The 24,724-nt window shown below is 33.7% G+C and carries 19 protein-coding genes; 3 read left to right on the top strand and 16 right to left on the bottom strand.

All coding sequences use genetic code 11. From position 1 onward, the window contains the following. Nucleotides 1-99: 99 nt before the first annotated feature. From AC1RRN_RS06750 to pyrR, 8 genes are all read right to left on the bottom strand, one after another. A complete protein-coding gene (locus AC1RRN_RS06750) occupies nt 100-606 on the bottom strand; it encodes a CAP domain-containing protein (protein ID WP_492966573.1) in 507 nt (168 codons plus the stop codon). Between the two features lie 173 nt (nt 607-779). Next, the gene (pdxH, locus tag AC1RRN_RS06745; protein WP_492966572.1) at nt 780-1,424 is read right to left on the bottom strand and encodes a pyridoxamine 5'-phosphate oxidase; all 645 of its coding nucleotides are present in this window, start codon (nt 1,422-1,424) and stop codon (nt 780-782) included. 104 nt (nt 1,425-1,528) lie between these two features. After that, nucleotides 1,529-1,825, bottom strand: coding sequence for a hypothetical protein (locus AC1RRN_RS06740; protein ID WP_492966571.1), 297 nt, complete (start codon nt 1,823-1,825; stop codon nt 1,529-1,531). Nucleotides 1,826-2,097: 272 nt separating this feature from the next. After that, the gene (locus AC1RRN_RS06735; protein WP_492966570.1) at nt 2,098-3,003 is read right to left on the bottom strand and encodes a ribonuclease Z; all 906 of its coding nucleotides are present in this window, start codon (nt 3,001-3,003) and stop codon (nt 2,098-2,100) included. 105 nt (nt 3,004-3,108) lie between these two features. Then, nucleotides 3,109-3,441 carry a ribonuclease Z gene (locus tag AC1RRN_RS06730; RefSeq protein WP_492966569.1) on the bottom strand — a complete coding sequence of 111 codons (333 nt, stop codon included), beginning with the start codon at nt 3,439-3,441 and terminating at the stop codon, nt 3,109-3,111. Between the two features lie 107 nt (nt 3,442-3,548). Further along, the gene (locus tag AC1RRN_RS06725) at nt 3,549-4,475 is read right to left on the bottom strand and encodes an aspartate carbamoyltransferase catalytic subunit (RefSeq protein ID WP_029273654.1); all 927 of its coding nucleotides are present in this window, start codon (nt 4,473-4,475) and stop codon (nt 3,549-3,551) included. An 80-nt stretch (nt 4,476-4,555) separates the two neighbouring features. Further along, on the bottom strand, nt 4,556-5,212 hold the full coding sequence (locus AC1RRN_RS06720) for a DUF6891 domain-containing protein (protein WP_492966568.1): 657 nt from the start codon (nt 5,210-5,212) through the stop codon (nt 4,556-4,558). Nucleotides 5,213-5,227: 15 nt separating this feature from the next. Then, nucleotides 5,228-5,767: a bifunctional pyr operon transcriptional regulator/uracil phosphoribosyltransferase PyrR gene (pyrR, locus tag AC1RRN_RS06715; RefSeq protein ID WP_492966567.1), complete on the bottom strand. Its 540-nt coding sequence runs from the start codon at nt 5,765-5,767 to the stop codon at nt 5,228-5,230. A 206-nt stretch (nt 5,768-5,973) separates the two neighbouring features. Here pyrR and AC1RRN_RS06710 point away from each other — a divergent pair, with 206 nt between their 5' ends. Both AC1RRN_RS06710 and AC1RRN_RS06705 read left to right on the top strand, forming a co-directional pair. Further along, nucleotides 5,974-6,606: a class I SAM-dependent DNA methyltransferase gene (locus AC1RRN_RS06710; RefSeq protein WP_492966566.1), complete on the top strand. Its 633-nt coding sequence runs from the start codon at nt 5,974-5,976 to the stop codon at nt 6,604-6,606. Nucleotides 6,607-6,674: 68 nt separating this feature from the next. Further along, complete coding sequence (locus AC1RRN_RS06705; protein ID WP_492966565.1) at nt 6,675-7,268, top strand: dihydrofolate reductase family protein; 594 nt, start codon at nt 6,675-6,677, stop codon at nt 7,266-7,268. A gap of 341 nt (nt 7,269-7,609) precedes the next feature. Here AC1RRN_RS06705 and AC1RRN_RS06700 read toward each other — a convergent pair whose 3' ends face one another. The 3 genes from AC1RRN_RS06700 to AC1RRN_RS06690 all read right to left on the bottom strand — a co-directional run bounded on the left by AC1RRN_RS06700 (nt 7,610) and on the right by AC1RRN_RS06690 (nt 10,543). Further along, nucleotides 7,610-7,771, bottom strand: coding sequence for a hypothetical protein (locus AC1RRN_RS06700; protein WP_492966564.1), 162 nt, complete (start codon nt 7,769-7,771; stop codon nt 7,610-7,612). Nucleotides 7,772-7,859: 88 nt separating this feature from the next. After that, complete coding sequence (locus AC1RRN_RS06695; protein ID WP_099708624.1) at nt 7,860-9,479, bottom strand: ABC-F family ATP-binding cassette domain-containing protein; 1,620 nt, start codon at nt 9,477-9,479, stop codon at nt 7,860-7,862. Nucleotides 9,480-9,769: 290 nt separating this feature from the next. Beyond that, nucleotides 9,770-10,543, bottom strand: coding sequence for a TlpA family protein disulfide reductase (locus AC1RRN_RS06690; RefSeq protein ID WP_492966563.1), 774 nt, complete (start codon nt 10,541-10,543; stop codon nt 9,770-9,772). Between the two features lie 119 nt (nt 10,544-10,662). On the opposite strand from AC1RRN_RS06690, the gene AC1RRN_RS06685 reads away from it, so the two are divergent. After that, the gene (locus AC1RRN_RS06685; protein WP_492966562.1) at nt 10,663-11,589 is read left to right on the top strand and encodes a hypothetical protein; all 927 of its coding nucleotides are present in this window, start codon (nt 10,663-10,665) and stop codon (nt 11,587-11,589) included. Between the two features lie 89 nt (nt 11,590-11,678). Here the strand turns inward: AC1RRN_RS06685 and AC1RRN_RS06680 are convergent, their stop codons facing one another. From AC1RRN_RS06680 to AC1RRN_RS06660, 5 genes are all read right to left on the bottom strand, one after another. Beyond that, nucleotides 11,679-12,359, bottom strand: coding sequence for a DUF3592 domain-containing protein (locus tag AC1RRN_RS06680; RefSeq protein WP_492966561.1), 681 nt, complete (start codon nt 12,357-12,359; stop codon nt 11,679-11,681). 266 nt (nt 12,360-12,625) lie between these two features. Beyond that, nucleotides 12,626-18,376, bottom strand: a complete 5,751-nt coding sequence (locus tag AC1RRN_RS06675; protein WP_492966560.1) for a glycosyl hydrolase family 18 protein — start codon at nt 18,374-18,376, stop codon at nt 12,626-12,628. Nucleotides 18,377-18,873: 497 nt separating this feature from the next. After that, nucleotides 18,874-20,940: a beta-N-acetylhexosaminidase gene (locus AC1RRN_RS06670; RefSeq protein ID WP_492966559.1), complete on the bottom strand. Its 2,067-nt coding sequence runs from the start codon at nt 20,938-20,940 to the stop codon at nt 18,874-18,876. 150 nt (nt 20,941-21,090) lie between these two features. Beyond that, nucleotides 21,091-23,028: a glucosamine-6-phosphate deaminase gene (gene nagB, locus AC1RRN_RS06665; protein WP_492966558.1), complete on the bottom strand. Its 1,938-nt coding sequence runs from the start codon at nt 23,026-23,028 to the stop codon at nt 21,091-21,093. A gap of 109 nt (nt 23,029-23,137) precedes the next feature. Then, a complete protein-coding gene (locus tag AC1RRN_RS06660) occupies nt 23,138-24,718 on the bottom strand; it encodes a RagB/SusD family nutrient uptake outer membrane protein (RefSeq protein WP_492966557.1) in 1,581 nt (526 codons plus the stop codon). Nucleotides 24,719-24,724 lie beyond the last annotated feature (6 nt).

Genomic DNA, 24,724 nt, shown 5'->3' with positions numbered 1-24,724 from the left:
CTGTCTTTTGGGACAGCTTTTTTTTGAAAAAAAAAAAAAAACCGTTGCAACCTTTAGAGTCACAACGATCACTAAAAAACCAACCAGTTTTAAATTATCTTAAATTCTAACAAATATATTAGTATAATATTTTTTTCCCGTTGCAGGATCTGTTGTTACAGATAATCCGAAGTGGGTAAAGTTACCTTCGATATTTTCTTTGTGTCCAGGGCTTTCCAACCAGGCTTTTAATACAGCCTCAGAAGTTTTATAGTTGTAAGCTACATTTTCACCAACGTTTTTGGCACCAAGAACCTTCATAATGTTTTCAGATCGCGCAGTAAAATTATTATGATTCACAACATTATTTGCTATCATATAAGTATTATGTTCCTGACATTTATAAGAGATATGATTAATGATTTGTAATGCATTTAAACCAATTCGTACTCGATAATCGTTTATTAATTGCATTGTTTCTAACTCTGAATCATTATAAGTATAATTTGTGATCAGAGCTTCTGTTGGAGCACTACTTTCAGTTCCCTCGGCAGTATCGGCAGAGCATGAGTTCATTGCAATAAAAATTGCAATGAACAGCATGGTGTGCATAATTTTCTTCTTCATAGTCATCAGTAGTTTACGCAAGCTTAAAGTAAATGTTGGGGCAAATCCTTTAAATTTTTATATTAAATTAAATCGTTTTTTCTTACACCAAACGTATTCAATTTACCGGTAAACTACAAAAATAATCGACGAACTACATATTAATTTTTAATATAGCTATATTTTTCTTACAGCTAAGAGGATAATCGGTCGATTTTCCATGAATAATCAGATTGGCTTTGGTATCGAATCCTATCGTGTAACCTATTAGGTCTTCCCTGCCAAAATTCTACTTCTAAAGGAGTTACTAAAAATCCACCCCAATTTTCTGGTCTCGGAATCGGTTTTCCTTCAAATGCTGCTTCTAATTTTTTAAGGTTTTCTTCTAAAAAAGTTCTTGACGGAATAACTTCACTCTGGTTTGAAACAATAGCACCTAACTTGCTCCCGTCCGGACGAGAATCAAAATAACCATCAGAAATATTTTCAGAAGTTTTTTGAGCAATTCCTTTAATGATCACCTGACGTTCCATTTCCTGCCAAAAAAAAGACAAACAAACATGTGGATTCGCCGCAATTGCTTTCCCTTTTTCTGAATTGTAATTCGTATAAAATATAAAACCTTCTTCAGAGAATTTCTTCAGAAGAACTACTCTGGATTTTGGAAAACCATCCAAACCAATTGTTGAAACCGTCATGGCATTAACTTCTCCGCTTGCGCCAAAATCTTCTACTTCATGAAACCATCTGTTAAAAAGATTAATCGGATCTTCGGGAATATTGGTTTCTAATAATTCACTTTTCTCGTAAGATTTTCTATAATTGCTTAAATCGTTCATGATTTATTATTTTAGATTGTTGATTTTAGATTTTAGATCTATTGAAATTTGATTTAACGAAATTACGATTAAAACACTAATTACCTAAATGAGTAAATGATGTATTAAAGAGTTTTAACTTTTGTTTTATTTAAGTTTAATCCTGTTCCTACCAAAATATTCCAAATAAGAATCTGCATCCCTGTGTACAATTCTTTATCATGGGGATTGGGATAATAATAATCAAAAATCAAACAAGATAAAATGCTTAATAATATTACACTGAAGAATGCTACTTTTTTATTTTCAAAACCAAACTGAAATTCAAATAAAAGTGATATTCCTATTCCTGTAACGGCTCCTACTATTAAATAAGGTGTTTTATCATTAATCGAATAAGTTAAAATTTGCAAGGCTGACATTAAAATTATTGAAAAACACCAGAGAAATATATAGTAAGCAAGACAGATTAATAACGGTTTAAAATCACTAAACCCATCTGAAAATAATCTCGGGATTGTTATCGAAATTCCGAACAATAAGCCAGGTAAGAAAAACAAAAAAAATATTGGTGTAAAAGAGGAAAAATTCATCATCAGAAAGGAAAAAACTACAATAAGTAAAAATGAGATTATTCTTTTCATATAAACAATTTCTAATTTAAAACATCCAGAATTGAGATTCCTTAAAGAATTTAAAATTCAAAAGAAACCCCATCATTAGCTAAAAGCACATTTGGAAAAACGGTTTCAGCTTCTTCTTTAAAAGGTTCTATACCATCATATCGTGTTGAATAATGACCTAAAATCAATTGTTTTGCATTTGCTTTTAGTGCAATTCGGGCAGCTTCTTTGGCTGTGGAATGTAATGTTTTTTCAGCCAAAAGCGCTTCTGATTCTAAGAATGTTGATTCGTGATATAAGACATCTACATTTTCAATAATCGGGATTATACTTTCGGTATAAACAGTGTCAGAACAAAAAGCATAACTCAGGGACGGAATTGGGTCGAAAGACAATTTTGCATTCTCAATCACAGTTCCGTCATCCAATGTAACATTACCACCACCTTTTATTTTTTGATAATAAGCGGTATGAATATTATACTGCTGAACTGCTTCTACATTTAGTTTTCTGTCTCCGGGTTTTTCCTGAAATAGAAATCCGTTAGTGTACACGCGATGTTTGAGCGGAATCGTTTTTACAATTACTTTCTGGTCCTCAAAAATTACTTCGCTTTCAGTTGATTCTAATTCATGAAAAAACAAATTATAAGTTGTCCAGGAATTTGATAATCTCAATTGTAAAGTAATGATTTCCTTCACTCCTTTTGGGCCGTAAATATGTAGATCTGTTGTTCTTCCTAAAAGTGCAAAAGTCGAAATGGTTCCGATTAATCCAAAGAAATGATCTCCATGCAAATGCGAAATAAAAATGTGATTAATTTTAGAGAATTTAATCTTGTTTTTACGCAATTGCACCTGAGTTCCTTCGCCACAATCAATCAAAAACAATCTGTTTTTAATCTCTAAAACCTGCGAAGTCGGGTTGGTAATGGTTCTGGGAGTTGCGGCATAACAGCCAAGTATGGTTAATTTCATTTTAGATTGTTGATTTTAGATTTTAGATTGATAAAATATTTTAGAATTGATAAAAACATTTTAGATTCAGTAATAATCTAAAATCTAAAGTCTAAAATCTGAAATCTAAAATCCGAGGTCTCTTTCGATTTCTTCCATTTCGATAATATCGTGTGCTTCTAAAAGAGAAGGAACAACCACTAATTTATCAGAAATAGCATTAAAATCAAGATCAGAAACTACAATTACAAATGACTTTTTTGATTTTTTATGTTGTTTCGAAAGCGGAAGAAAAAGTTTCAAATCACTTTCAGATAATTTATCATCTGCTGATAAATCGATTATAATATTCTGTTTTTCAAAAGTTTTAAACTGTTGCGTAACTTTCTCTACAAAGCCATTAAAATCGCCTTGTGTATCTTTTATCGTTACGGTATGTCCTTTTTGATCTACTTTCATTTTACTAAGGTACGAAGTTTTTTTATTTTGTTGTTCAGGTTTCAGGTTTCAAGTTTTGGAACGTTCAGTTTGACAACTTGAAACCTGAAACTTGAAACAAATAAAACTTATTGAATTTTAGACGCTAAAAGATAAATAACCGCCATTCTGATGGCTACTCCATTTTCTACCTGATTCAGGATTACAGAATGATCAGAATCCGCTACTTCAGAAGTAATTTCTACTCCCCTGTTGATTGGTCCCGGGTGCATGATTACGATTTCTTTTCCAAGAGAATCTAATAGCGGTTTATCGACTCCGTATTGCTGTGCGTATTCTCTTGTGGATGGAAAAAAGTTCACGTCCATACGTTCGTTTTGTACACGAAGCATGTTTGCTACGTCACACCATTCTAATGCTTTTCGTAAATTCGGCTCGACCGTAACTCCAAGTGATTCAATATATCTCGGAATCAAGGTTTTTGGTCCGCATACTTTTACTTCTGCGCCTTGCATTTGCAAAGCATATATGTTTGAAAGCGCTACACGTGAGTGCAGAATATCACCTACAATAACTACTTTTTTTCCGGCTACATCGCCCAGTTTTTCTCTGATTGAATAACTGTCTAATAAAGCCTGCGTTGGATGTTCGTGCGCGCCGTCTCCGGCATTTACGATACTTGCTTTGACATTTTTAGATAAAAAATAAGCCGCCCCGGGATTGGAGTGGCGCATTACAACCATATCTACTTTCATCGAAAGGATATTGTTAACCGTATCAATAAGTGTTTCTCCTTTTTTAACCGAAGACTGAGCTGCCGAAAAACTGATCACATCTGCAGATAATCTTTTTTGGGCTAATTCGAAAGAAAGTTTGGTTCTGGTACTGTTTTCGAAGAAAATGTTAGCAATGGTAATATCTCGTAATGAAGGAACTTTTTTAATCGGTCTGTTAATGACTTCTTTAAAATGATCTGCCGTTTCAAAAATTAGGTTAATATCATTCTCGTTGATGTATTTAATTCCTAATAAATGATTTACGCTTAATTCTTTCATTTTTGTTTCTTTAATTATTTGTCAAATTTTTGAATTTCTGAAAATATTCAGTTCTTCAATGCTATTAAAGAGCAGTTGCTCTATTGAACCATTCTGTCTACAACCTCGCTATAATCCTGCAAATCTCTGGCATCTTCGTCAAAAATCTTCTGCCATTTGAAACCCGGAATTTCAATTTTAGATCTTGCAGAACCGTTCCAGATTATTTTAAAATCGTTATTTATTAAAACTTCTGCAACTCGTTTTCCTACCTCTATTGTAATGGCATCATCTGAATTATCTACTTTCTGAAAAGCGATATACAAGCCTGGATTTTCAATATCGATTGCTCTGGCTAAATCCTGTTCATGATAAAAACAATACCCATCAGATTCTACTTCATTTTCCTGTAAATCTCTTTCAACTTCAACTACTTCATATTCACCATCGGTTGTGGTATAACCCGCATTGTGAAGTGCGATTATATTCTCATCACATAATTCATCAAACGCTTTTATCAGCTTTTCAGTATCAGTAGGGCTTTTCCATTGTTTACTTTCTAAAAGTAAATTTTGGTATTCCTGATCGATTTTTTTTAAAGCCCATTCTTCTGAAATTTCGTCTTCAAACTCGTTGTCTTCAATTTCTTCAATGATGTTTTCTTTAATTTCATCAACAGAAAGAAATCCCATTCTAACCTGATTAAAAATTGATTCATAAATAAACGCTTCGTTCTCTGTCATGATTGTATTTCTCAATTTTTAATGATTCCCTTAATTGGTTACCAGATAAACAACATCTTCGCCTTCATTTTCTTTCCAGCTTACTTTTACCTTTTCATCATTAATGGCATCTACCTGACGACCGCGATAATCGGGCTGAATTGGCAGATTTCTACTAAAACGTCTGTCGATTAACACTAACAATTCAATTTCTGAAGGTCTCCCAAAAGATTGAATTGCGGTTAAAGCAGAACGAATGCTTCGTCCGGTAAACAAAACGTCATCGATAAAAATGACTTTTTTGTTTTCGACTATAAAATTTATTTGTGTTTTATTAGCTTCAAGCGGTTTATCCGTACGGCGAAAGTCATCTCTAAAAAAAGTGATGTCTAAATATCCTAAAGAAATTTCAGGAGTTTGGTATTCGTTTTCTAAGATTTGTTTCAAACGTTCGGCTAAAAAAACGCCTCTTGGCTGGATTCCGACTAAGATTGTATCAGAGAAATCAAGATGTTTTTCGATTAACTGACAAGCCAAACGATGGAGTATGATAGTAACTTCTTTTGAATTAAGTAATACTTTTTGGCTCATAATTAAGTGTGATGTTTGGTTGGGCAAATATACGAAATCAGAATTTATTTGTTGGGGTGTTGAGTGGGGAAATATTTTTTTTTGATTTTGCGTAGAAATTGAGTTTGAAAACTCATTTCAAGATGACTTTGTTTTTTTTGGAATTAGGATTGTTTTAAAAAATATATTTATTTTTAAATCTGTTTTCAAAGTGAAAAAATAAATCAATGGATAAATACAAAGAAACATTTGAAACCTGGAATAAAATTGCAAAGCTCTATCAGGATAAGTTTATGGATTTAAACTTGTATGATGAGACTTATGATTTTTTCTGTACTGTTTTAAAAGATAATCAAATAAATATTTTTGAAATTGGCTGTGGTCCGGGAAATATTACCAAATATCTTTTATCCAAAAAACCTGAATTAAGAATTACAGGTATTGACATTGCAACTAAAATGGTTGAATTAGCTAAATCAAATAACCCTTCTGCTAATTTTAAAGTGATGGATACACGATACCTAGATAAAGTAAATGATAAATTTGACGCCATTATGTGTGGTTTTTGTTTACCTTATCTTTCGGAAACAGATTTTTCAAAACTATTAAACGATGCAAATAAACTACTTACTAAAGATGGTGTATTATATCTAAGTTTTATTGAGGGACAACCTACAAAATCAGGTTTTATTTCAGGAAGTACTGGCGATCGTACCTATTTTTATTATCATTCTCTAGGAGATATAAAAAATCAACTTTTTAAAAATCATTTTGAAATTCTCAAATCATTCGAAGTTAAATATCCAAAGGTCGATGATTTTGAAATTCACACCATAATCATTGCAGAGAAAATTGGATAATACATGTATCTAAATTATTAAAAAATCTTTTTGATTATATTTGATAAAATAATAAAACACCAAACATCATGAGAAAAATAATCGTCATAACCATGATTACAATAGATGGCGTAATGCAGGCACCTGGCGGTCCTGAAGAAGATACTTCGGGTGGTTTTGAATATGGAGGCTGGGTGGCGCCTTTTGGAGATGAAGAATATGGAAATGTCATGCAGGAACAAATGAAACCTGCAGATATTCTTTTAGGCAGAAAAACATTTGATATTTTTGAAGACTATTGGCCAAAACATGCAGAAGGCTGGCCGGGAATTAATGAAGTAACCAAATACGTTTTATCTTTCACCAGAAATAAGTCAGACTGGGAAAACACCGAATTTCTTTCCACTATAGAAGACATCAAAAAACTCAAAGACTCAGCAGGCGGTGATATTAAAGTTTGGGGAAGCGCAACACTTGTTCAACTTTTGCTTCAACATGATTTAGTTGATGAACTTGCGCTATTAGTTTATCCTATAATTTTAGGTAAAGGAAAAAAATTGTTTGATGATAGTTCAACTCCGGCAGGATTTACCTTAATAGAAAGTACCGTTACACCAAGCGGTGTAATTGCTGTGAGTTACAAACGAGCTGGAGAAGTTAAGACGGGAACTATTGGAGAATAAGGAAATCAACAGCATATCAGTCCCATCGGGACGTCATATTTATAGAACTAAATAAGTCGAGTTCAAAAAAGCCCCATTGGGGGTGATATTTCACTACCACAATAAAAATGATATGTCGCTTCGCTGGAACTCTTTCTCTATTACGCATAATTGATTAGCTATAAACATTATGCTCCGCTGGAGCTTTTAACTTTGAATATCTTTCACATTTCCTCCTCATTATTATAATATAAATCCCCAAATCATAGAACTTTTCGACCAAATTATGTAAGACCTTTTTTTGCTGATTGAAGTAATTTTATTCTACGGTAATTAGAATACTAAATTCTTTTTAAAACAAATTAAAACAGCAAAATCATGCAAAAGAACATTACACGTTTGTTAATGGTATTCGTAATACTATTTTCATTTACAAGTTGCGAAGTTATTGGAGACATTTTTAAAGCCGGAATGGGATTCGGAATATTTATCGTAATCTTTATTGTTGCGATTATTATTTTCATTTTCGCCAAGCTTTTCGGTAAAAAATAAAACATAAAAAAATCCCGATCGCAAAACGATCGGGATTTCTTTTTATAGTCCGTTACAATATTACAAATTGTACATTTTCTTTCTTAATTCCTGAATTTTTTCATCATCAAGGTATTCGTCAAAGGTCATATAACGGTCGATTGCTCCGTTTGGTGTTAACTCCACTACTCTATTACCAACAGTTTGTGCAAACTCGTGGTCATGTGTTGTGAAAATTACAGAACCTTTAAAGTTTTTCAATGAGTTGTTGAAAGCCGTAATAGACTCCAAATCCAAGTGATTCGTTGGTTCGTCTAACATTAAGATATTAGCGCGCTCCATCATCATTCTTGACAACATACAACGTACTTTTTCTCCTCCTGATAATACGCGGCTTGTTTTCAAGGCTTCTTCTCCAGAGAAAATCATTTTCCCTAAGAAACCTCTAATGAAAACCTCATCGCGTTCTTCTTCTGTTTTTGCGTATTGACGTAACCAATCTACCAAAGTCAAATCATTTTCGAAAAATGAATGATTTTCTGCTGGCAAATAAGCCTGATTTGTTGTAATTCCCCAATCAAAAGTTCCGGCATCTGCTTTTTGGTTGTTGTTTAAAATTTCGTAGAAAGCCGTTGTTGCACGTGAATCTTTAGAGAAAAGTACGATTTTATCGCCTTTTGCCATATTCAAATCTACATCTTTAAACAAAAGATCTCCTTCTACAGAAGCTGCTAAACCTTCAACATTCAAAATCTGATCTCCTGCTTCACGATCCTGATCAAAAATAATCGCTGGATAACGACGGCTAGAAGGTTTGATTTCAGAAATATTCAATTTAGAAATCATTTTTTTACGAGAAGTTGCTTGTTTAGATTTTGCAACGTTCGCACTAAAACGACGAATAAATTCTTCCAATTCTTGTTTCTTTTCTTCTGCTTTTTTGTTTTGCTGAGCACGTTGTTTTGCCGCTAATTGGCTAGACTCGTACCAGAAAGTATAGTTTCCTGAATAGTGATTGATTTTTCCAAAATCGATATCAGAAATATGCGTACAAACCGCGTCTAAAAAGTGACGGTCGTGAGATACTACAATTACAGTATTTTCATAATTTGCTAAGAAATTTTCTAACCAGGCGATTGTTTCAAAATCCAAATCGTTGGTAGGCTCATCCATAATAAGCAAATCCGGGTTTCCAAAAAGAGCCTGCGCCAAAAGGACACGAACTTTAATTTTTCCCTCCAAATCGCCCATTAAAGTATAATGATGCTCTTCGTTGATTCCTAAGTTAGACAACATTGCAGCGGCATCAGAATCAGCATTCCAGCCGTTCATTTCTTCAAACTGAACCTGAAGTTCTCCAATTCTGTCAGCGTTTTTGTCGTTGTAGTCTAAATAAAGTTCATCCATTTCTTTTTTAACAGCATACAAAACTTTATTTCCCATCAGAACGGTTTCCAAAACCGTATGCTCGTCGAACATGTTGTGATTTTGGTTCAAAACCGACATACGTTTTCCCGGTTCTAAATGAATGTGTCCAGAAGTTGGGTCGATATCGCCCGAAATGATTTTTAGAAAAGTAGATTTTCCAGCACCATTGGCTCCAATAACGCCGTAAATATTTCCGTGAGTGAAAGTGGTATTTACTTCGTCAAACAAAATTCGTTTGCCAAATTGAACTGATAAATTATTGACTGTTAACATGAATGTCTTTTTAATTAATTTTGTGCAAAAGTAGTGAAAAAGGTTCTAAGTTGCAAAGATCCTAAGGTACTAAGGTTTTTTATGCGAACGAATATTTCTCGCAGAGTCGCAAAGGCGCAGAGTTTTGTTTCACGTAGATGATTTTTAGTCAATCTTGTCATTTCGAGGAACGAGAAATCGCACTAGTTAATCGACAAAGATTGGAGACATACTTTGCGTCCCGATGCATCGGGATTGTGTGATTTCTCCTTTCAGTCGAAACGACAAACTATGTGTTTAATTATTTTCAACTACAATTTACTTTCTTTCGCTAAAGCCACTTCTAAACTTTCAAAATTGGGCAAAACTTTAGCAATCAAACCTTCTTTATTTAGAATAAAATGTGTCGGAAAAGCATTTAAATCCAATGTTTCATTCATGTAAATTTTCAGATCAGGAATAACTGAATACGATAATGGTTTTCTCGCTAAAAATGTTTTTAATTGCTCCGGAGAATCTTCGGCTAAACTTATAAAAAGAATATCTTTTCGATTTTTATATTCTTCTACTAATTTATTGACTTGCGAAAATTCTCTAATACAGGGCGTGCAGTGAATGTACCAGCATTTTATTACGACAATTTTACCTTTCATGGTTTCGTTTGAAACTTCATTCCCGTTTAGATCTTTAAATGAAAATTTAGGAAAAGCTGTGCCTTCCATTTTGAAATTTTTATAAGCATCAAAACCAATTTGGTTTATTGTAGCTTTTATACTGCTATCCGTTTTGGGCAGAATTTTGAAAAGTTTGTAAACAAATTCATTTTCTTCTGATTTTAACCGAATTGGAATAAAATTTCCGTTTGCCAGCTGATCTAAAAATACTTCTTTTGAAATTTCTTTCGAATTAAAATCAAATGCCTTAAAATCTCTGGAAAGCATTATTTTTTTGCTTTGATACACTGACCAATCGTTAAAAGTTTTCTGAATTTGAATAGGATCAACTTCTGGATTTCCAAATTTGTTTTGGCTAAAGCCGGAAGCAAAAATTAAAAATAAAAATATAAGACTAAACGATTTCTTCATGAAAGGAGGGTAATTATTTGGCTTCAAAATTACTTAAAAATCTAATGACTTTATTAGCTATTTTTGATTGCAATATCATTGTTCTTAATTTCGTTTCCACTTTTATAAATCATTTAAAAATGAGAAAATTATTCTTATTACTCTTGCTGACATCTTCTTTCATCAGTTTTTCGCAAACCGAAAGACTTTATTATTTTGTAGAAAAAGACAGTTTATTGGGAGTCAAAAATCAAAATGGAAAAATCATTATTTCTCCTCAACCTTCTATGAATACAGATGTATCTGTTGATGGGCAAGAAATAAAAAGTATGATATTTTTTGTTGACTTCATGAAATATTATGATCGAAACGGTAATTTTTTGTTTACACCATACGGAACTGGCGAAGGACCAGATTTTTTTCAGGAAGGCTTTATTCGCTATGGCGAAAACAAAAAAGTGGGTTTATTTAATGAAAAAGGAGAAAAAATTATTCCAGCCAAATACGATTGGATGTCATCAATAAACTTTGGCTTTGCCCAATTTTGCAATGGTTGTCAATTTGATTTCTCTAAAGATCCAGAGCATCCTTCTTTAATTGGAGGAACCTGGGGTTTTGTTGGTAAAAACGGAATCGAAATACAGCCAACAAACAAACGAAATCATCCAAAAGATTTTGAAACAGAAAAGCATCAATTCATTCCGTATCAATTTGAATATAGCGAAAAGGAAAAAGAAATTCTAAACTTTTTTGAAAAAAGAAAAGAACAAATCAATCAAATTAATGGTTATGACTGTGATGATAAAATCGTTTATTTTGAAATTATTGAAAAACCGTCAGAATTTAATCGTTTTTACAAAATAAAGACATTCGAATTGTGCAACGGTTATATTAGAGGATTTGAAAATTATGATGATTTCAAGAGTTTTAAAGTTTCTGAAGACGGCAAACAATTCTACACGACTTATTTGGATTTAGTAGATCACAAAAAATATTCAGAATACGTAGAACGCAAAATTCTGGTTGATAAATGGATTAAGCAAAATCTTAAAAAATCTAAAAAATAAAAAAACATAGCAATAGAGATTTGCCAGGTTCATAATGCGATCGTCAAGGAGATTTTTAAAAATACCTGAAAGTTATATTAATAATTTAATTAACTCTTAACTACAGGCAAAAATGAAATATCCATATAATATTTCTTTGGATTTTCTGGGTCAATCAAAACCATTATTTCATCTGTTTTTATAAATTTAGTTGGATTAAACCAAATATTTTCGCTTTCAAAAAAAAGGATTTTGTTGGTTTTTGGATCCAGCCATTCTGTGCAGATAAAATAAGGATTGCTGTCATTAAATGATACACCTAAATCGACCTGAACATCGATAAATTTTGTGATAATACTTTTACCGCCTTGCTGCAAAAAATCTGTTTTCTTTTGTTTGGAACGATCAGACAAAAAAAATGAAAAACCTGTTAAAAAGAAAATTACTCCTATAAATCCTAAAACTGTTACTCCTAAATATAGAGTATAAAAATCATTGATGCTAGCATTATTTGGATTCGAGGGATCATAGAAAACTTCAATACTTTCGCCTTCGGTGAAGCCTGATGGATTATTACCAGTATCAGATGAAAATTTAATTTGCTTGCCATCTTTAGTGACAAAAGACACAAAAGTTCTATCATTTGCCGACTCACTTAAAACTGTACCCGATGCAAGATTTGCCTTTTCTATAAAAATCCTATCTTTCTGATAAATATAAAAGGCTTGTGCCAATATTACCAAACCCATTATACAGAAAATATATTTTAAACTAAAAAAGCTATTTTTCATTTTTTAAGAATTAAATTTTAATGCAAAATACTTCAAAAAATAAAAAAACAACTATTATTGATTCCGTTTTTTATTACTATAAAAAATAAAAAAACCCGGCAATAAATTGCCGGGCTTATAATGCACTCTTCTAAGTGAAAACCAAATAACAAATCACTTAAATTCGTCGCATTTATTCGAAATAAAAACCAGATTAAAAAATAAATAACCAAACTCAAATTTAACCGTCCCAATTTTTTTATTTCTAAATTTTCTATTCATAGTAACTAGTTTAAAAAGTTCATTACTTTGAATGATTTTCTGTTTCCTGCTTTGTCAGTTACTACAACTATAAACAATTGTTTTGTTGTAAAACTTTGGTTTTGAAGCAGAACTTCTTTGCTATTCTGAATGTTTTTATAACTTACCAATGATTGTCCGATTGTATTGAAAACATCAACCTGAGCAATATCTTCTGAGTCATTTGTAACTGCTAAAGCATCATTTTTAAAATAAGCTACCGTAGCATTTTTTGGTTCAATTTTATCAACAGCTAACATTTTTGCTGCTGATTGCGATGCAAAATAAGCGGCATATGCTTTAGATAATTCAGATGAATTACCACAAGAAGAGGCATCCCAGTTTACAGACCAAGTCATTAAACCTCTTAAAGAAGGATATGGTCCGCCTGGCTGCATAGTGTATGTTCTTCCTGAAAAAGTGTTTCCGGTTCTTAAATAATCCATAGCACTAATTCCTTCTGCCGGCGTTATATAACCGCTACCTGCTGCACTTGGACAAGCTGGTAATGCAATAAGAACTTTTGAGGCCGGTAAACCATCAAAATGCATTCCTGTTGTACCAATGTTATACCCTTTTATTACCATATCCGTTAGGGCTGTTACCATGTTTGCTCTTTTAGCTGAACCATAATATTGACCATCTAATCCGTTTTCTCCTCCTGTATTATACAATTGTACAGCTAACAAATCCAATTCACTACGCAAGTTTTGAATGATTGGCAAGAAAGAACCAAAAGTATCCGTATAGGTAGAATATCCTCCTTGTACGTATTGTGTTTCCGGAGCTGCAGTTAATAGAAATCCAGGACCATAGTAAGCTTTTAATTCTTTACAAGCATCTACTATGTTTTTTAATCTTGGATAAGCAGAAATACCCGCATAAGAAATATCTCTTAAACCTCCTGCATTAAAATTCATCGATCCGCCTTCAAAATCCAAATCAACTCCATCAAATTGATACTCGTCGATAATTGCTTTCAGACCATTAACAAAAATATTTTTTTGAGTTACATTGTCTAAAACAACATGACCGTTTTGACCTCCAATAGAGACAATAACAGGAACACCGCTATCTCTTAAGGATTTTATATCATTTTTCAACAATTGTTTATTGAAAACACCATTGGTCAAATATCTCGTGTCATTTGTAGTTAATACAGGCGTATAACCATCACGATTAACTGTTTCTACGAAAGAATAATCGACTACGTTGAACTTACTTCCCACCATTTGAGAAAAATATAAAAATGGAGCAGAAGTATTTTCCCAAGAATGTGCATATCCTAAAATAACTTTAGATGGAAGTGCAATAAATCTATTAGTGCCCACTTGAGCAATTTTAATTGTATTGTTTAATGTAGTTACACCCGATTGATTATCGGTTGCTTTGATTACAACTGAATAATCCTGATAAGCAGATGGTGTGAAATTATACGTATAGGCATTATTTGCACCTGCTGTCATGTTAAATGTACCGCCATTTATTGTAATACTAACACCTGAAACCGACCCGTCATTATCAACAGCTATAACCGAAATTGGCACAACCTGGAAAGCATTCTGGTATATAGTAGTATTCGATGGTGAATTCCAGGTAATTACCGGCAATGAATTTGGACAAGTAGTTCCTGAACATTGTAAAGAGAACGCTTTTGTATTCTCAGCAGTTGTACCACTTGAAGTAGTTACTGTTGCTTTCAACGTATAATTTTTGTTGAAATCTGCTGCAGCCGGAGTCCAGTTTGCAACATATTCTGTTCCTGAAAGTGCTGCTGTAATATTTTGTCCGTTTATGTTAAAAATTACTGACGAAATAGTTAAGCTTGCATCTACACTTGCAGTTGCTTTCAGCTGAATAGCTGTTCCCGGAGCAATCGCTACAGTTGCAGCTGAAGGAGCCGTAATAGTAACCTGCGGTGGTGTAACTGTGTTTGTATTGAAGTTATAAACCTGAGGCGTTGTTGGCACCGCGAAGTTTGTCAAATTGTTTGGAAAATAGGCTACTTCACCATTTTCCCATGAATTCAATTTTAAACTTGTAATGATAGAATATCCTGCTAAAGCCGAATTGTTATAGCTGAAATTTCCTGAAGCATCTGTAGTTGCAATAATACTTACATAACCGTGAGTATTATCTGTCCAAGGTAAAATTAATTCTACTTTAGCTCCAGAAACTGGAGATGAACCATTTTTAACTGTTCCGCTGATTAAGTTTCCGCTTGTAACATTTTGAGTAAAGTTTAATGTTTTATTTGCAGCTATAGCCGTATAAACTGTAGTAGCCGGACTGAAACTTAAACCTGTTTTAGCCGCTGTTACAGCATAATCTGAACCTGCAACTAAATTAGCAACACTGTAATTTCCTGAAGCATCGGAAGTTGCTGTTAATGTTGTAGTTCCTGAAGTAGCCGAAATTGTTACTCCTGAAACTGCTGTTGTTCCGTTTTTCACTGTTCCGCTTACTGTATAATAAACTGGTGTTACAACCTGCGTAAAATTCAATGTTTTATTAGAACTGATCGCATTATAAACTGTTGAAGCAGGTGTAAATGTCAATCCTGTTTTTGCAATAGTTACAGTATAATTTGATCCTGAAACCAAATTAGCAATACTGTAATTTCCTGAAGCATCTGAAGTAGCTGTTAAAGTCGTTGTTCCTGTAACTGCTGAAATCGTTGCGCCTGAAACCGGAGTTGCTCCGTTAAGAACCGTTCCGCTAACTGTATAATATACTGGCGTTACAACTTGTGTAAAATTCAATGTTTTATTCGAATTTATAGCACTGTAAACTGTTGAAGCTGGTGTAAAAGTTAATCCCGTTTTAGCAATAGTTACCGTATAATCTGATCCTGCAACTAAATTGGCAACACTGTAATTTCCTGAAGCATCTGAAGTCGCTGTTAAAGTTGTACTTCCTGAAACCGCTGAAATTGTTGCGCCAGAAACTGCAGTTGATCCGTTTAAAACGCTTCCACTTACCGTATAATAAACTGGTGTTACAACTTGTGTAAAATTCAATGTTTTATTAGAACTGATCGCATTATAAACTGTTGAAGCCGGAGTGAATGTCAACCCTGTTTTTGCAATAGTTACGGTATAATTTGATCCTGAAACTAAATTTGCAATACTGTAATTTCCTGATGCATCAGAAGTTGCTGTTAGAGTTGTAGAACCTGTAACGGCTGAAATTGTTGCGCCTGAAACAGGAGCTGCTCCGTTTAGAACTGTTCCGCTAACTGTATAAGTTGTTGTAACTGCACCTGTATTGAAATCATAAACAGTTGGATTTGCAGGAACAGCAAAGTTTGTCAGATTGTTCGGTAAATAAACAACTTCTCCGTTTTCCCATGTATTTAATTTTAAACTTGAAATAGTGGTATATCCTGACAATATAGCATTATCAAAACTGTATTTTCCCTGAGCATCTGTAACAGCCAATTTGCTTAAATATGGATGTGTGCTATCTGTCCAAGGCAAAATCAATTCGACTTTAGCTCCTGAAACCGGAACCGTACCATTTTTAACTGTTCCGCTAATTTTACTTGTACCTACAACAATAACATCCTGAGAAAAATTCAATGTTTTATTGGCTGTTAAATTAGTATAAACTGTTGAAGCCGGCGTATACGTTTGTCCTGCTAAAGCAGCAGTTACAGTATAATTTCCGCCTGATGGCAAATTAGCGATTGAATAAACTCCGCTTGCGTTTGTAGTTGCAGTAAAAGTTCCTCCTGTTGAAGTTGCTGTAACTGTAACTCCTGAAACTGGAGTTGTATTGTTCAAAATTGTTCCGCTTACCGTATAATATACAATTGGTGCACCCTGAACGAAATTCAACGTTTTGTTAGCATCAATAGCATTATAAACTGTAGAAGTTGGTGTGTAAGAGAATCCTGTTTTTGCAGCTATAACTGTAAAGTTTAATCCGGCTGTTAAACCTGCAACGCTGTAAACACCACTTGCATTCGAAACTGCCGTTAAAACTGTAGATCCGGAAGTTGCTGAAACCGTAACTCCAGATACTGGCGTTGATCCGTCAAGAACAGTTCCGCTTACTGTATATAAAGGTTGAGATCCGTTAATTACAATAGCGGTTTGGTTAACTGTAACATTTGTTAAAGTTACCGGAGTAAAAGTATAAGTCGCTTTTAGCGCTGTTAATTTATAAGTTTGTCCAGAAGGTAAATTGTTGAATGTAAAATTACCAGCTGTAGAAACTACAGTTTGTAATACTGCATTACTTGCATCGCGCAATTCAACTGTTACATCTGGAACTAAAGCTGATCCGTTTTTTACAGAACCTGCAATACTTACTGTTCCTGCAACGATGCTTCCAAAAGAAGTGTCAACCTGATTTAATAATGCATTAGGAATTGAACCTCTGGTATCCTGAGATAATTCCCAAACCATACCTCCTGCAAGATTTCTCGATTTAATATATTGTACTTTTAAATCCATTGATTGTTTATCCTCATAACTGATAAACTGTTTTAAAGTAGCATTGTATAAATAAGGAACTTTAGTTGTATTGTCAAAATACCTAACCCATCCTGCAGCTGCTGCAGTTGGTGTAACTAACATGGTATTTGGATCTAAATAAGGATGTGAATTCGTAACCGGATTTCCAACTAAATCACAAATTTCAATACTTCCTGATTTTTCGCAAGCTGCGGGACCATCCCAGGTTCCTGTTGGATTTTGCGGATTTGTACATCCTGAAACGATATCTCTTGGCGCAGAAACGAATAATCCAGGTAAATTTGGATTTGTTCCGTTATTGGCAACATGATCAAATTTTTTCCCGTAGAAAGGTAATCCCATGATTAATTTATTCGCAGGAAAACCAACAACATTCAAATATTGATTTGTTAATTCATCTAATGATTCTGATTGAGTTGCTCCGTATAACGGATCATTTGGATTTCCACTTGAATATAATGGAGCATTAAGACAGGTTTTATCATACCAGTTTCCTCCAAAATCATATCCAAAGTAAGTGATATAATCACAATAAGTCGAAATATCTTCTGTCATTCCGTATTGCGCTCTCGTGTTTGGTCCTAAATATTGTTTGGCAACATTTCGAACATTGTTTCCGGCTGCAATAGTGATTAATTTATTTGGCATTGCCTGACGCATTGCTTTCAATAAATACACTAAATTTTTGTTGTCATCCGGGCTGTATTTTTGTGGAGGAATTGGGGCTCCATTGATTACTTCAGTACCGTCTGTTCCTCCAGAAAGAGGATATTCCCAATCGATGTCAAATCCATCAATAAAAGGATACTTTACAATAAAGTTTGCCATGTCTGCAGCCAAAGCAGCTCTTGCTACCGGACTTGCAGCAATCGGAGAAAGATCCTGACCTTTAGTCCATCCTCCAACAGAAATTAAAATTTTAAGATGTGGATACTTTTGTTTGAGTTTCATCAAATCATAAAAGTTTCCTTTTACTGGGGCATCCCATGGGATTCCGCCTTCCATATGCTCAAAATCAGCATACGAATCTAAACATAATAACTTTGTATTCTCTGGATGGGCAGGATCATAAGTTGTCCCATAAAAAGAATAATTCAAATGCGTCAATTTACTTCCGTCGATCTTTGGGACATTAAAATCCCTGGCATAGATAGACCATTGCGCATAATACCCTACTACCTTTTTTCCGTGAGCTGGTTGAGCTAACGCTAGTAAGGGAAACAGTAACAAAAAAAGCAATCTGTAATAATGTTTCATAATTAATAAATATTGGTTAATAGAAAATAAATATTCCGGTTACTAAATAATACACGCCAAAACGTAGCATATAAAAAACAATAACTGGGCTTTCAGCCAACTGCAATTTGGAGATTGCAATCAAGTGGAATTAATTCATATTACTTCTATAAATAAATATTACTATTACCGATTCTACCATAATCATTAGCAAATAGTATTGATTGATATTTAGATATAATTTTTAAAAAATTAGATTAAATACAAGAAGATAAACTTGGGCATTCATCAATCTGAAATTCTATTTTTGTCATGTTTTGTTTTTATTCTTTTTATTTGGTTTTAAAATGTTAATACTCCTTTAGTGGTTATTTTTAAAGATTTTATTGGTTTTTGTGTTTTGAAAAAAATCTATAATTATCCTGATTACCTGATAAATATCTCTACCAGAAATTCCGGTAGAGATAAATAATTACTAAATAAACTGATAACTACAACATACTAATTCAAACCAAACTTTAAATTAATTTTTTAAGACTTTCATATACTGATAACTCAACATCAGCGTGATCTTTGCTATTGCATTGCTCTATTAGATTTTTCAAATCATCTGCTTTTAATGTTGATTTATTATCCAGAACAAGTAACAATTCCTGCGATGCATCTGTTAACTTTTTAGATAAAGGCAAAATGGGTTGTACTAACGGAGCAGTGGAACTTAGCTCTATTAATCCTTTATTCATTGCAATCCATTTGTTAAAAAATGCAATCACTTTTGCTTTATTTTCAGGCGACTTATTAGCTAAATATTGAGAAACTGCCGCATCAAAAGCTAAAGAGTCTTTAGCATCAGATGTACAGGCATCTGCAAATAATGTAAATGGAGAATACATTTGATATTCAGTTCCGCCTTTATTACGTTTATATCCTTTTAAAGGTTCACAAACATTTGTAAATTCATTCAATGCTTGTGTATTTTGATTGTTTGCAACATTTCTTAAGATTACTTCTTTATTGCGAATATGCGTCAGTCCTAATTCTTCTAATCTAAATGAAATTACATCAAGACGTTTGCGCATATTTTCAACATCTGTAATATTTTCTGCTGACCAAAGTCGTTCTGCAATTGCAGCAGTTCTTGGCCAAACTCTTGAATCTATTGTGGTTGGCGTTACAAGTTCTGTCCACATTGTTGCTTCTCCACCTAAAATTCTAGCTCTTTCTTCTGTAGATAAATCAGCTCCTTTTGGCATTGGATCATTCAAATAATGACTTTCAACCGGATACATTAAATCAATATAATATCCGTTTGATAACACAGTTTTGTATCCTTTTTTTACTGCATCGACTAATGATTGGCCTGCAACAACACCTTCATTAGGTCCTCTCCAGGAATGAATAATAGCTTCTTTTGACATGTTTTTTGTCAAAATTTCTTCCCATCCCATCAATTGTTTTCCGTGTTTTTTAAGCATCGGAACTAATTGCATGGTAAAATAGGTTTGCAATTCGTGATTTGTAGCCAGGTTGTTTTTCTTTTTGAACGCCTGAATTTTAGGGTTTGCATCCCAATCTTTCCCTTCGTTTTCATCTCCCCCGATATGAAAATAAGCTCCGGGAAAAAGTGGGCAAACCTCATCAAACAATTCACTTAATATTTGATATGTTTTAGGATTTGAAGGATCTAATGTTGGCGAAAAAATACCAGCATTTCTTTCAACTCCATAGGTAGCAATTGCTGTACCCTGAATATTTTTTTCTGAGGTTCCACCAGTCAGCGTAATCACTTTGCTACCAATTTCCGGGTAAGCTGTAAGTATTGCAGATCCGTGACCAGGAACATCTATTTCCGGAACTATCAAAATACCGCGCTCATCAGCATATTTTACGATATTTTTAATTTCCTCTTGTGTGTAATACATTCCATCTGAGGCTAACTCAATTAGTTTTGGATGTTTTTTCATTTCAATTCTCCAACCCTGATCATCAACTAAATGCCAGTGAAAAACATTCATTTTCATCGCTGCCAATCCGTCAATATTTCTTTTGATAACATCGGTTGGTTGAAAATGTCTTGAAGCATCAATCATCAAGCCTCTCCATGTAAATCTCGGAAAATCTGAAATTTGTGCGTTTGGAAAATAAAATGAAGTATTATTATTTTGTAACATCTGCAATAACGTTTCAAGACCATGTAAAGCTCCTAAATCGCTTGTTGCATTAATTGTAATTTTATTTTGTTTGATATCTAAATGATAACTTTCGTCTTCATACAAGCCAATTTTTCCACTTTTAGTACAGTTTATCTGAAGTTCTGCTGTTGGAACTTCATTTAATTTTGTAATAAAACCCTGTTCGAAAAAAATACCAGCTCTACCATCTAATCGTCGTAAAAAACGAGTCACGCCTCCAAAAATTCTTGGATTTGGATTTCCGGTAACGTTTACTTTAAAATTTTTAGTTAAAGTAAAATTTCCATCATTTAAAACAACATTTTGAGGCCACGGCATAAGATTTAGCTGCTCTTTTTGAATTTGAGCACTAGAAGTTAAACCCGCTAATAGTAGGACTAATAAATATTTCATTTTATTGTGTTTGAAAGATGCTATCCGGAGATAACATTAATAAATAGATAAAAGAAACAAAACTCAGAATGACTTCTAGTGAACCTCACTTTCATTATAAAATCAAACTGAATTTTGAAATTTGATTCGCTAACCGAATCTTAAATAATTTTAGTAATCAAAACGTTTAAAGGCTTCGATTGCTTCGTATTCAGCTAATCCTAATTCATCGTAAAGGATTGCTGTATTTTTGTTTCTGTCTTCTGCCCTAACCCAAAACTCTCTTGAGTCATTTCCTTGAAACATAACTCTGTCCTTTTGAGATTGGTGGTATAAAATCGCATGACGTTTCAATAATACTTCTGATGGAGAAAGCGGAACGGCCATGTCAATTTCATGAATATCCCATTCGTGCCAAGCACCTCTGTACAACCATAACCAACAGTCGTCCATGTATTTTTCTGGTTTCAATTCTTTCATGGCAGCAAAAATCGCGTTTAGACAAACTTCATGCGTTCCATGCGGATCTGCTAAATCTCCGGCAGCAAATACCTGATGCGGTTTTATTTTGGCAATAATATCCTTTACAATAGCAATATCTTCAGGTCCTAGCGGATTCTTTTTAACCTGCCCTGTTTCATAAAATGGAAGGTCTAAAAAGTGAGTATTCTCATCTTTCAAACCAATATATCTTGTCGCCGCGTAAGATTCTCTTCTTCTGATAAGTCCTTTTAATTTTCGAACTTCCAAAGAATCAATTTGATTTTCTGATTTATTATTCAAAAACTCAATTACAGCTTTGAAATTTATTCCGCTACCGGCTTCTCCAATAAAATCTTTGGCAACTTCGGCAAATTTTAACGCTTCGTCATCTGTAACTGCTATATTTCCAGAGGTTTGATATACAACATGCACATCGTGTCCTTGTTTTATCAATTTTGAAAAAGTTCCTCCCATAGAAATCACATCATCATCTGGATGTGGACTAAAAAGAATCACTCGTTTTTTTGCAGGATTGGCTCTTTCAGGTCTGTGTGAATCATCAGTATTTGGTTTTCCACCCGGCCATCCCGTTATGGTATGCTGCAATACGTTGAACATATTAATGTTCAAATCATATGCAGAACCTTCCTGTGCCAAAAGATCAGACATTCCGTTGTTATTGTAATCCCTGTCTGTTAGTTTTAAAATAGATTGTTTTGTTTTTTGGCATAACCATACAATCGCTTTGCTTTTTAATTCTTGTGTCCATATGCATTCTCCTACTAACCAAGGCGTTTTGAAACGAGTCAATTCAGAAGCTGCAGACTGGTCTAAAACGAAAGTTGCATTTGGATGGTTTTGTAAAAATGTAGCAGGAACTTCTGAACTGATATCACCCTGAATAGTTCTTTTGATGATATCGGCTTTATTTTGTCCCCAAGCCATTAATACGATTCTTTTAGATCTCATAATCGTAGAAACTCCCATGGTAATTGCTCTTTTCGGAACATTATCAATACCATTAAAGTCAGATGAAGCATCTACTCTTGTAATGTGATCCAGTGTAATAATTCTGGTTCCGGAGTTAATGTGCGATCCCGGTTCGTTGAAACCAACGTGACCTGTACGTCCGATACCTAATAATTGAAAATCAAGTCCACCGGCTTGTTTAATATTCATTTCATAATCAATGCAGTATTGATTTAATTCATCAATAGCTACAGTACCGTCAGGAATATTTACATTTTCAGGCTTAATATCAATATGATTAAAAAGATGCTGATGCATGAAATAGTGATAGCTCTGGTTGTTCTCTTTTGTCATTGGATAATATTCATCCAGGTTAAAAGTAATTACATTGCTAAAACTTAGTCCTTCTTCTCTGTGCATTCTAACTAATTCCTCATATACTTTTATAGGAGAAGAACCTGTTGCTAAACCTAATACACAAGATTTATTTTTTTCTTGTTTAGATCTAATTAACTGAGCGATTTCCTGCGCTACAATTACTGAAGCTTCTGCAGAACTTTTGAATATCTCATTGTGGATTTTTTCAAATCGAGTTTCTTCAAATTTTCCTGCACTTTTATAGCTAATATCAGGTTTTATTTCTAAAGCACTTTTCATTTTTTTCTTTTTTGGTAATTATTAAGTTGGTTTTTGAAATGGTATAAGCAATTTGCATCGCTTATACCATTTACTAACCAAACTAAAATTCTTTTAATCTTATGTTCTCTTAGAAGTTTGCTTTGTTAACATCCCACCAAACTCTGGTTCCTCCATTATCAGGACCACCCAGTTTTGCAACTCCGGTAGCGACACCACCTGCATTACCAGCTTTTTCAGAATTAACATAGTTGATTCTACGTGCACCAAACTCAGTAGTGATTTTACCTCCACTATAGTTTTTAAGTACAGGGAAAAGTTTAGGATATCCGGTTCTTCTATAGTCAGACCAGGCTTCTTGTCCTTCCGGGAAACCAGCAATCCATTTTTGAGTAATAATTTTTTGCAATTTAACTTCGTTAGTTGCGGCAGCATCCCACGCAACAGTAACATTATTAACTGCAGGAGAGTTATTTACAGGAAAATTAGGATCTACGTAAGCTTTTGCTGTTTTTGTATTATCAGTAATATAAGCCGCTGCACCTGAAGCACCTCTTTGCTCAAATGAAGCTTTAATTCCTGCTTCATACAAATCCTGGGCTGTCCCATTCATGTTCCATCCTCTTAATGCACCTTCAGATCTTAAGAAATAAGCTTCGGCAGTAGTCATTAAAACTATCTCTTTAGCTCTAACAACAGATCCAATTCCTGAAAAATTCTGGTGATCGGATTTTGCAGCGATGTCAATTCCTGTACGAACACCTTTGTATTGTCCTGGAAATTGAGTTGAAGTCTCAAAATAAGTAGCTATTCTTGGATCATTATATCCACCAAGGATTGACTCCATATCTGCTGACATACGGATATCTAACCAAGAATCACTAATTGTAGCAACTGGATTAGTGTAAACCGGAGAAACAATTTTAAATAAATCAGCATTTGTCATAAACACTCCAAACTTATGAGCCACCGCTTTTTCAGCTTGTGTTTTTGCCAATGCCGGGTCAATTTTAACAACACGCATTGCTAATCTTAGGCGCAAAGTATTTGCAAACTTTACCCATGCTTTGTAATCTCCACCATAACCTGACATATCAGTTGATGCAAAAGATGAAGCTTCACCTGCATCTACTCTTTTAGTCAATTCAGCAACGGCTACATCTAATTCAGCAAACATTTGATTGTAAACCTCTTGTTGTGAATCATATGCAATAGTTGAATCTGTCGTTCCAAATTTTGAATAAATAATTGGTCCAAAAGTATCTGTTAATCTATGCATACCTTCTACTTTCAATATTAAAGATAAAGCATAAAACTGATCATATTTGCCTTTAGATTTTTGGGCAATATCATAGGCATTAAACATTACATTACTGTAAGCATAATCCCAAATAAATCCATTCCAGTTGTCAACCAACGCATAAGTTGTGTTGTTTATACCTCCTTCAAAGCCTGTTGGTGTAGCCATATAACCAGACCATATGTCACTATTTAAATTTTGCTGTAACTGATAAACCCAATCTGGAGTGAATACATAAATGTTATTAAACATTGGAGCAAAACCTCCTTTAATATGATTAAAATCCTGCTCGAATAATTCAGGAGTAATACCATTTGGATTGGTATTAATATCTTCAAAATCACCTGTACAACCTACTGCTGCGAGTAATGATATACAGATAGCTGTTTTTTTTATTGTATTTAATTTCATGTTTTT

It is taken from the genome of Flavobacterium sp. GW821-FHT11G01 (genome assembly GCF_058808175.1).
Note: the sequence above shows the minus strand (reverse complement) of the source record. Positions and strands in the feature narration are given on the sequence as shown.

What these genes read in the sequence shown, in the direction of transcription:
- nagB (WP_492966558.1), bottom strand. Translation starts at nt 23,028, where the DNA reads ATGAAAAGTGCTTTAGAAATAAAACCTGATATTAGCTATAAAAGTGCA.
- AC1RRN_RS06725 (WP_029273654.1), bottom strand. Translation starts at nt 4,475, where the DNA reads ATGAAAGAATTAAGCGTAAATCATTTATTAGGAATTAAATACATCAAC.
- AC1RRN_RS06675 (WP_492966560.1), bottom strand. Translation starts at nt 18,376, where the DNA reads ATGAAACATTATTACAGATTGCTTTTTTTGTTACTGTTTCCCTTACTA.
- AC1RRN_RS06700 (WP_492966564.1), bottom strand. Translation starts at nt 7,771, where the DNA reads ATGAAAATAATAATCGCAACAATAAAGATTACGATAAATATTCCGAAT.
- AC1RRN_RS06710 (WP_492966566.1), top strand. Translation starts at nt 5,974, where the DNA reads ATGGATAAATACAAAGAAACATTTGAAACCTGGAATAAAATTGCAAAG.
- AC1RRN_RS06750 (WP_492966573.1), bottom strand. Translation starts at nt 606, where the DNA reads ATGAAGAAGAAAATTATGCACACCATGCTGTTCATTGCAATTTTTATT.
- AC1RRN_RS06685 (WP_492966562.1), top strand. Translation starts at nt 10,663, where the DNA reads ATGAGAAAATTATTCTTATTACTCTTGCTGACATCTTCTTTCATCAGT.
- pyrR (WP_492966567.1), bottom strand. Translation starts at nt 5,767, where the DNA reads ATGAGCCAAAAAGTATTACTTAATTCAAAAGAAGTTACTATCATACTC.
- AC1RRN_RS06680 (WP_492966561.1), bottom strand. Translation starts at nt 12,359, where the DNA reads ATGAAAAATAGCTTTTTTAGTTTAAAATATATTTTCTGTATAATGGGT.
- AC1RRN_RS06705 (WP_492966565.1), top strand. Translation starts at nt 6,675, where the DNA reads ATGAGAAAAATAATCGTCATAACCATGATTACAATAGATGGCGTAATG.
- AC1RRN_RS06740 (WP_492966571.1), bottom strand. Translation starts at nt 1,825, where the DNA reads ATGTCAGCCTTGCAAATTTTAACTTATTCGATTAATGATAAAACACCT.
- AC1RRN_RS06695 (WP_099708624.1), bottom strand. Translation starts at nt 9,479, where the DNA reads ATGTTAACAGTCAATAATTTATCAGTTCAATTTGGCAAACGAATTTTG.
- AC1RRN_RS06670 (WP_492966559.1), bottom strand. Translation starts at nt 20,940, where the DNA reads ATGAAATATTTATTAGTCCTACTATTAGCGGGTTTAACTTCTAGTGCT.
- AC1RRN_RS06735 (WP_492966570.1), bottom strand. Translation starts at nt 3,003, where the DNA reads ATGAAATTAACCATACTTGGCTGTTATGCCGCAACTCCCAGAACCATT.
- AC1RRN_RS06730 (WP_492966569.1), bottom strand. Translation starts at nt 3,441, where the DNA reads ATGAAAGTAGATCAAAAAGGACATACCGTAACGATAAAAGATACACAA.
- AC1RRN_RS06690 (WP_492966563.1), bottom strand. Translation starts at nt 10,543, where the DNA reads ATGAAGAAATCGTTTAGTCTTATATTTTTATTTTTAATTTTTGCTTCC.
- AC1RRN_RS06660 (WP_492966557.1), bottom strand. Translation starts at nt 24,718, where the DNA reads ATGAAATTAAATACAATAAAAAAAACAGCTATCTGTATATCATTACTC.
- pdxH (WP_492966572.1), bottom strand. Translation starts at nt 1,424, where the DNA reads ATGAACGATTTAAGCAATTATAGAAAATCTTACGAGAAAAGTGAATTA.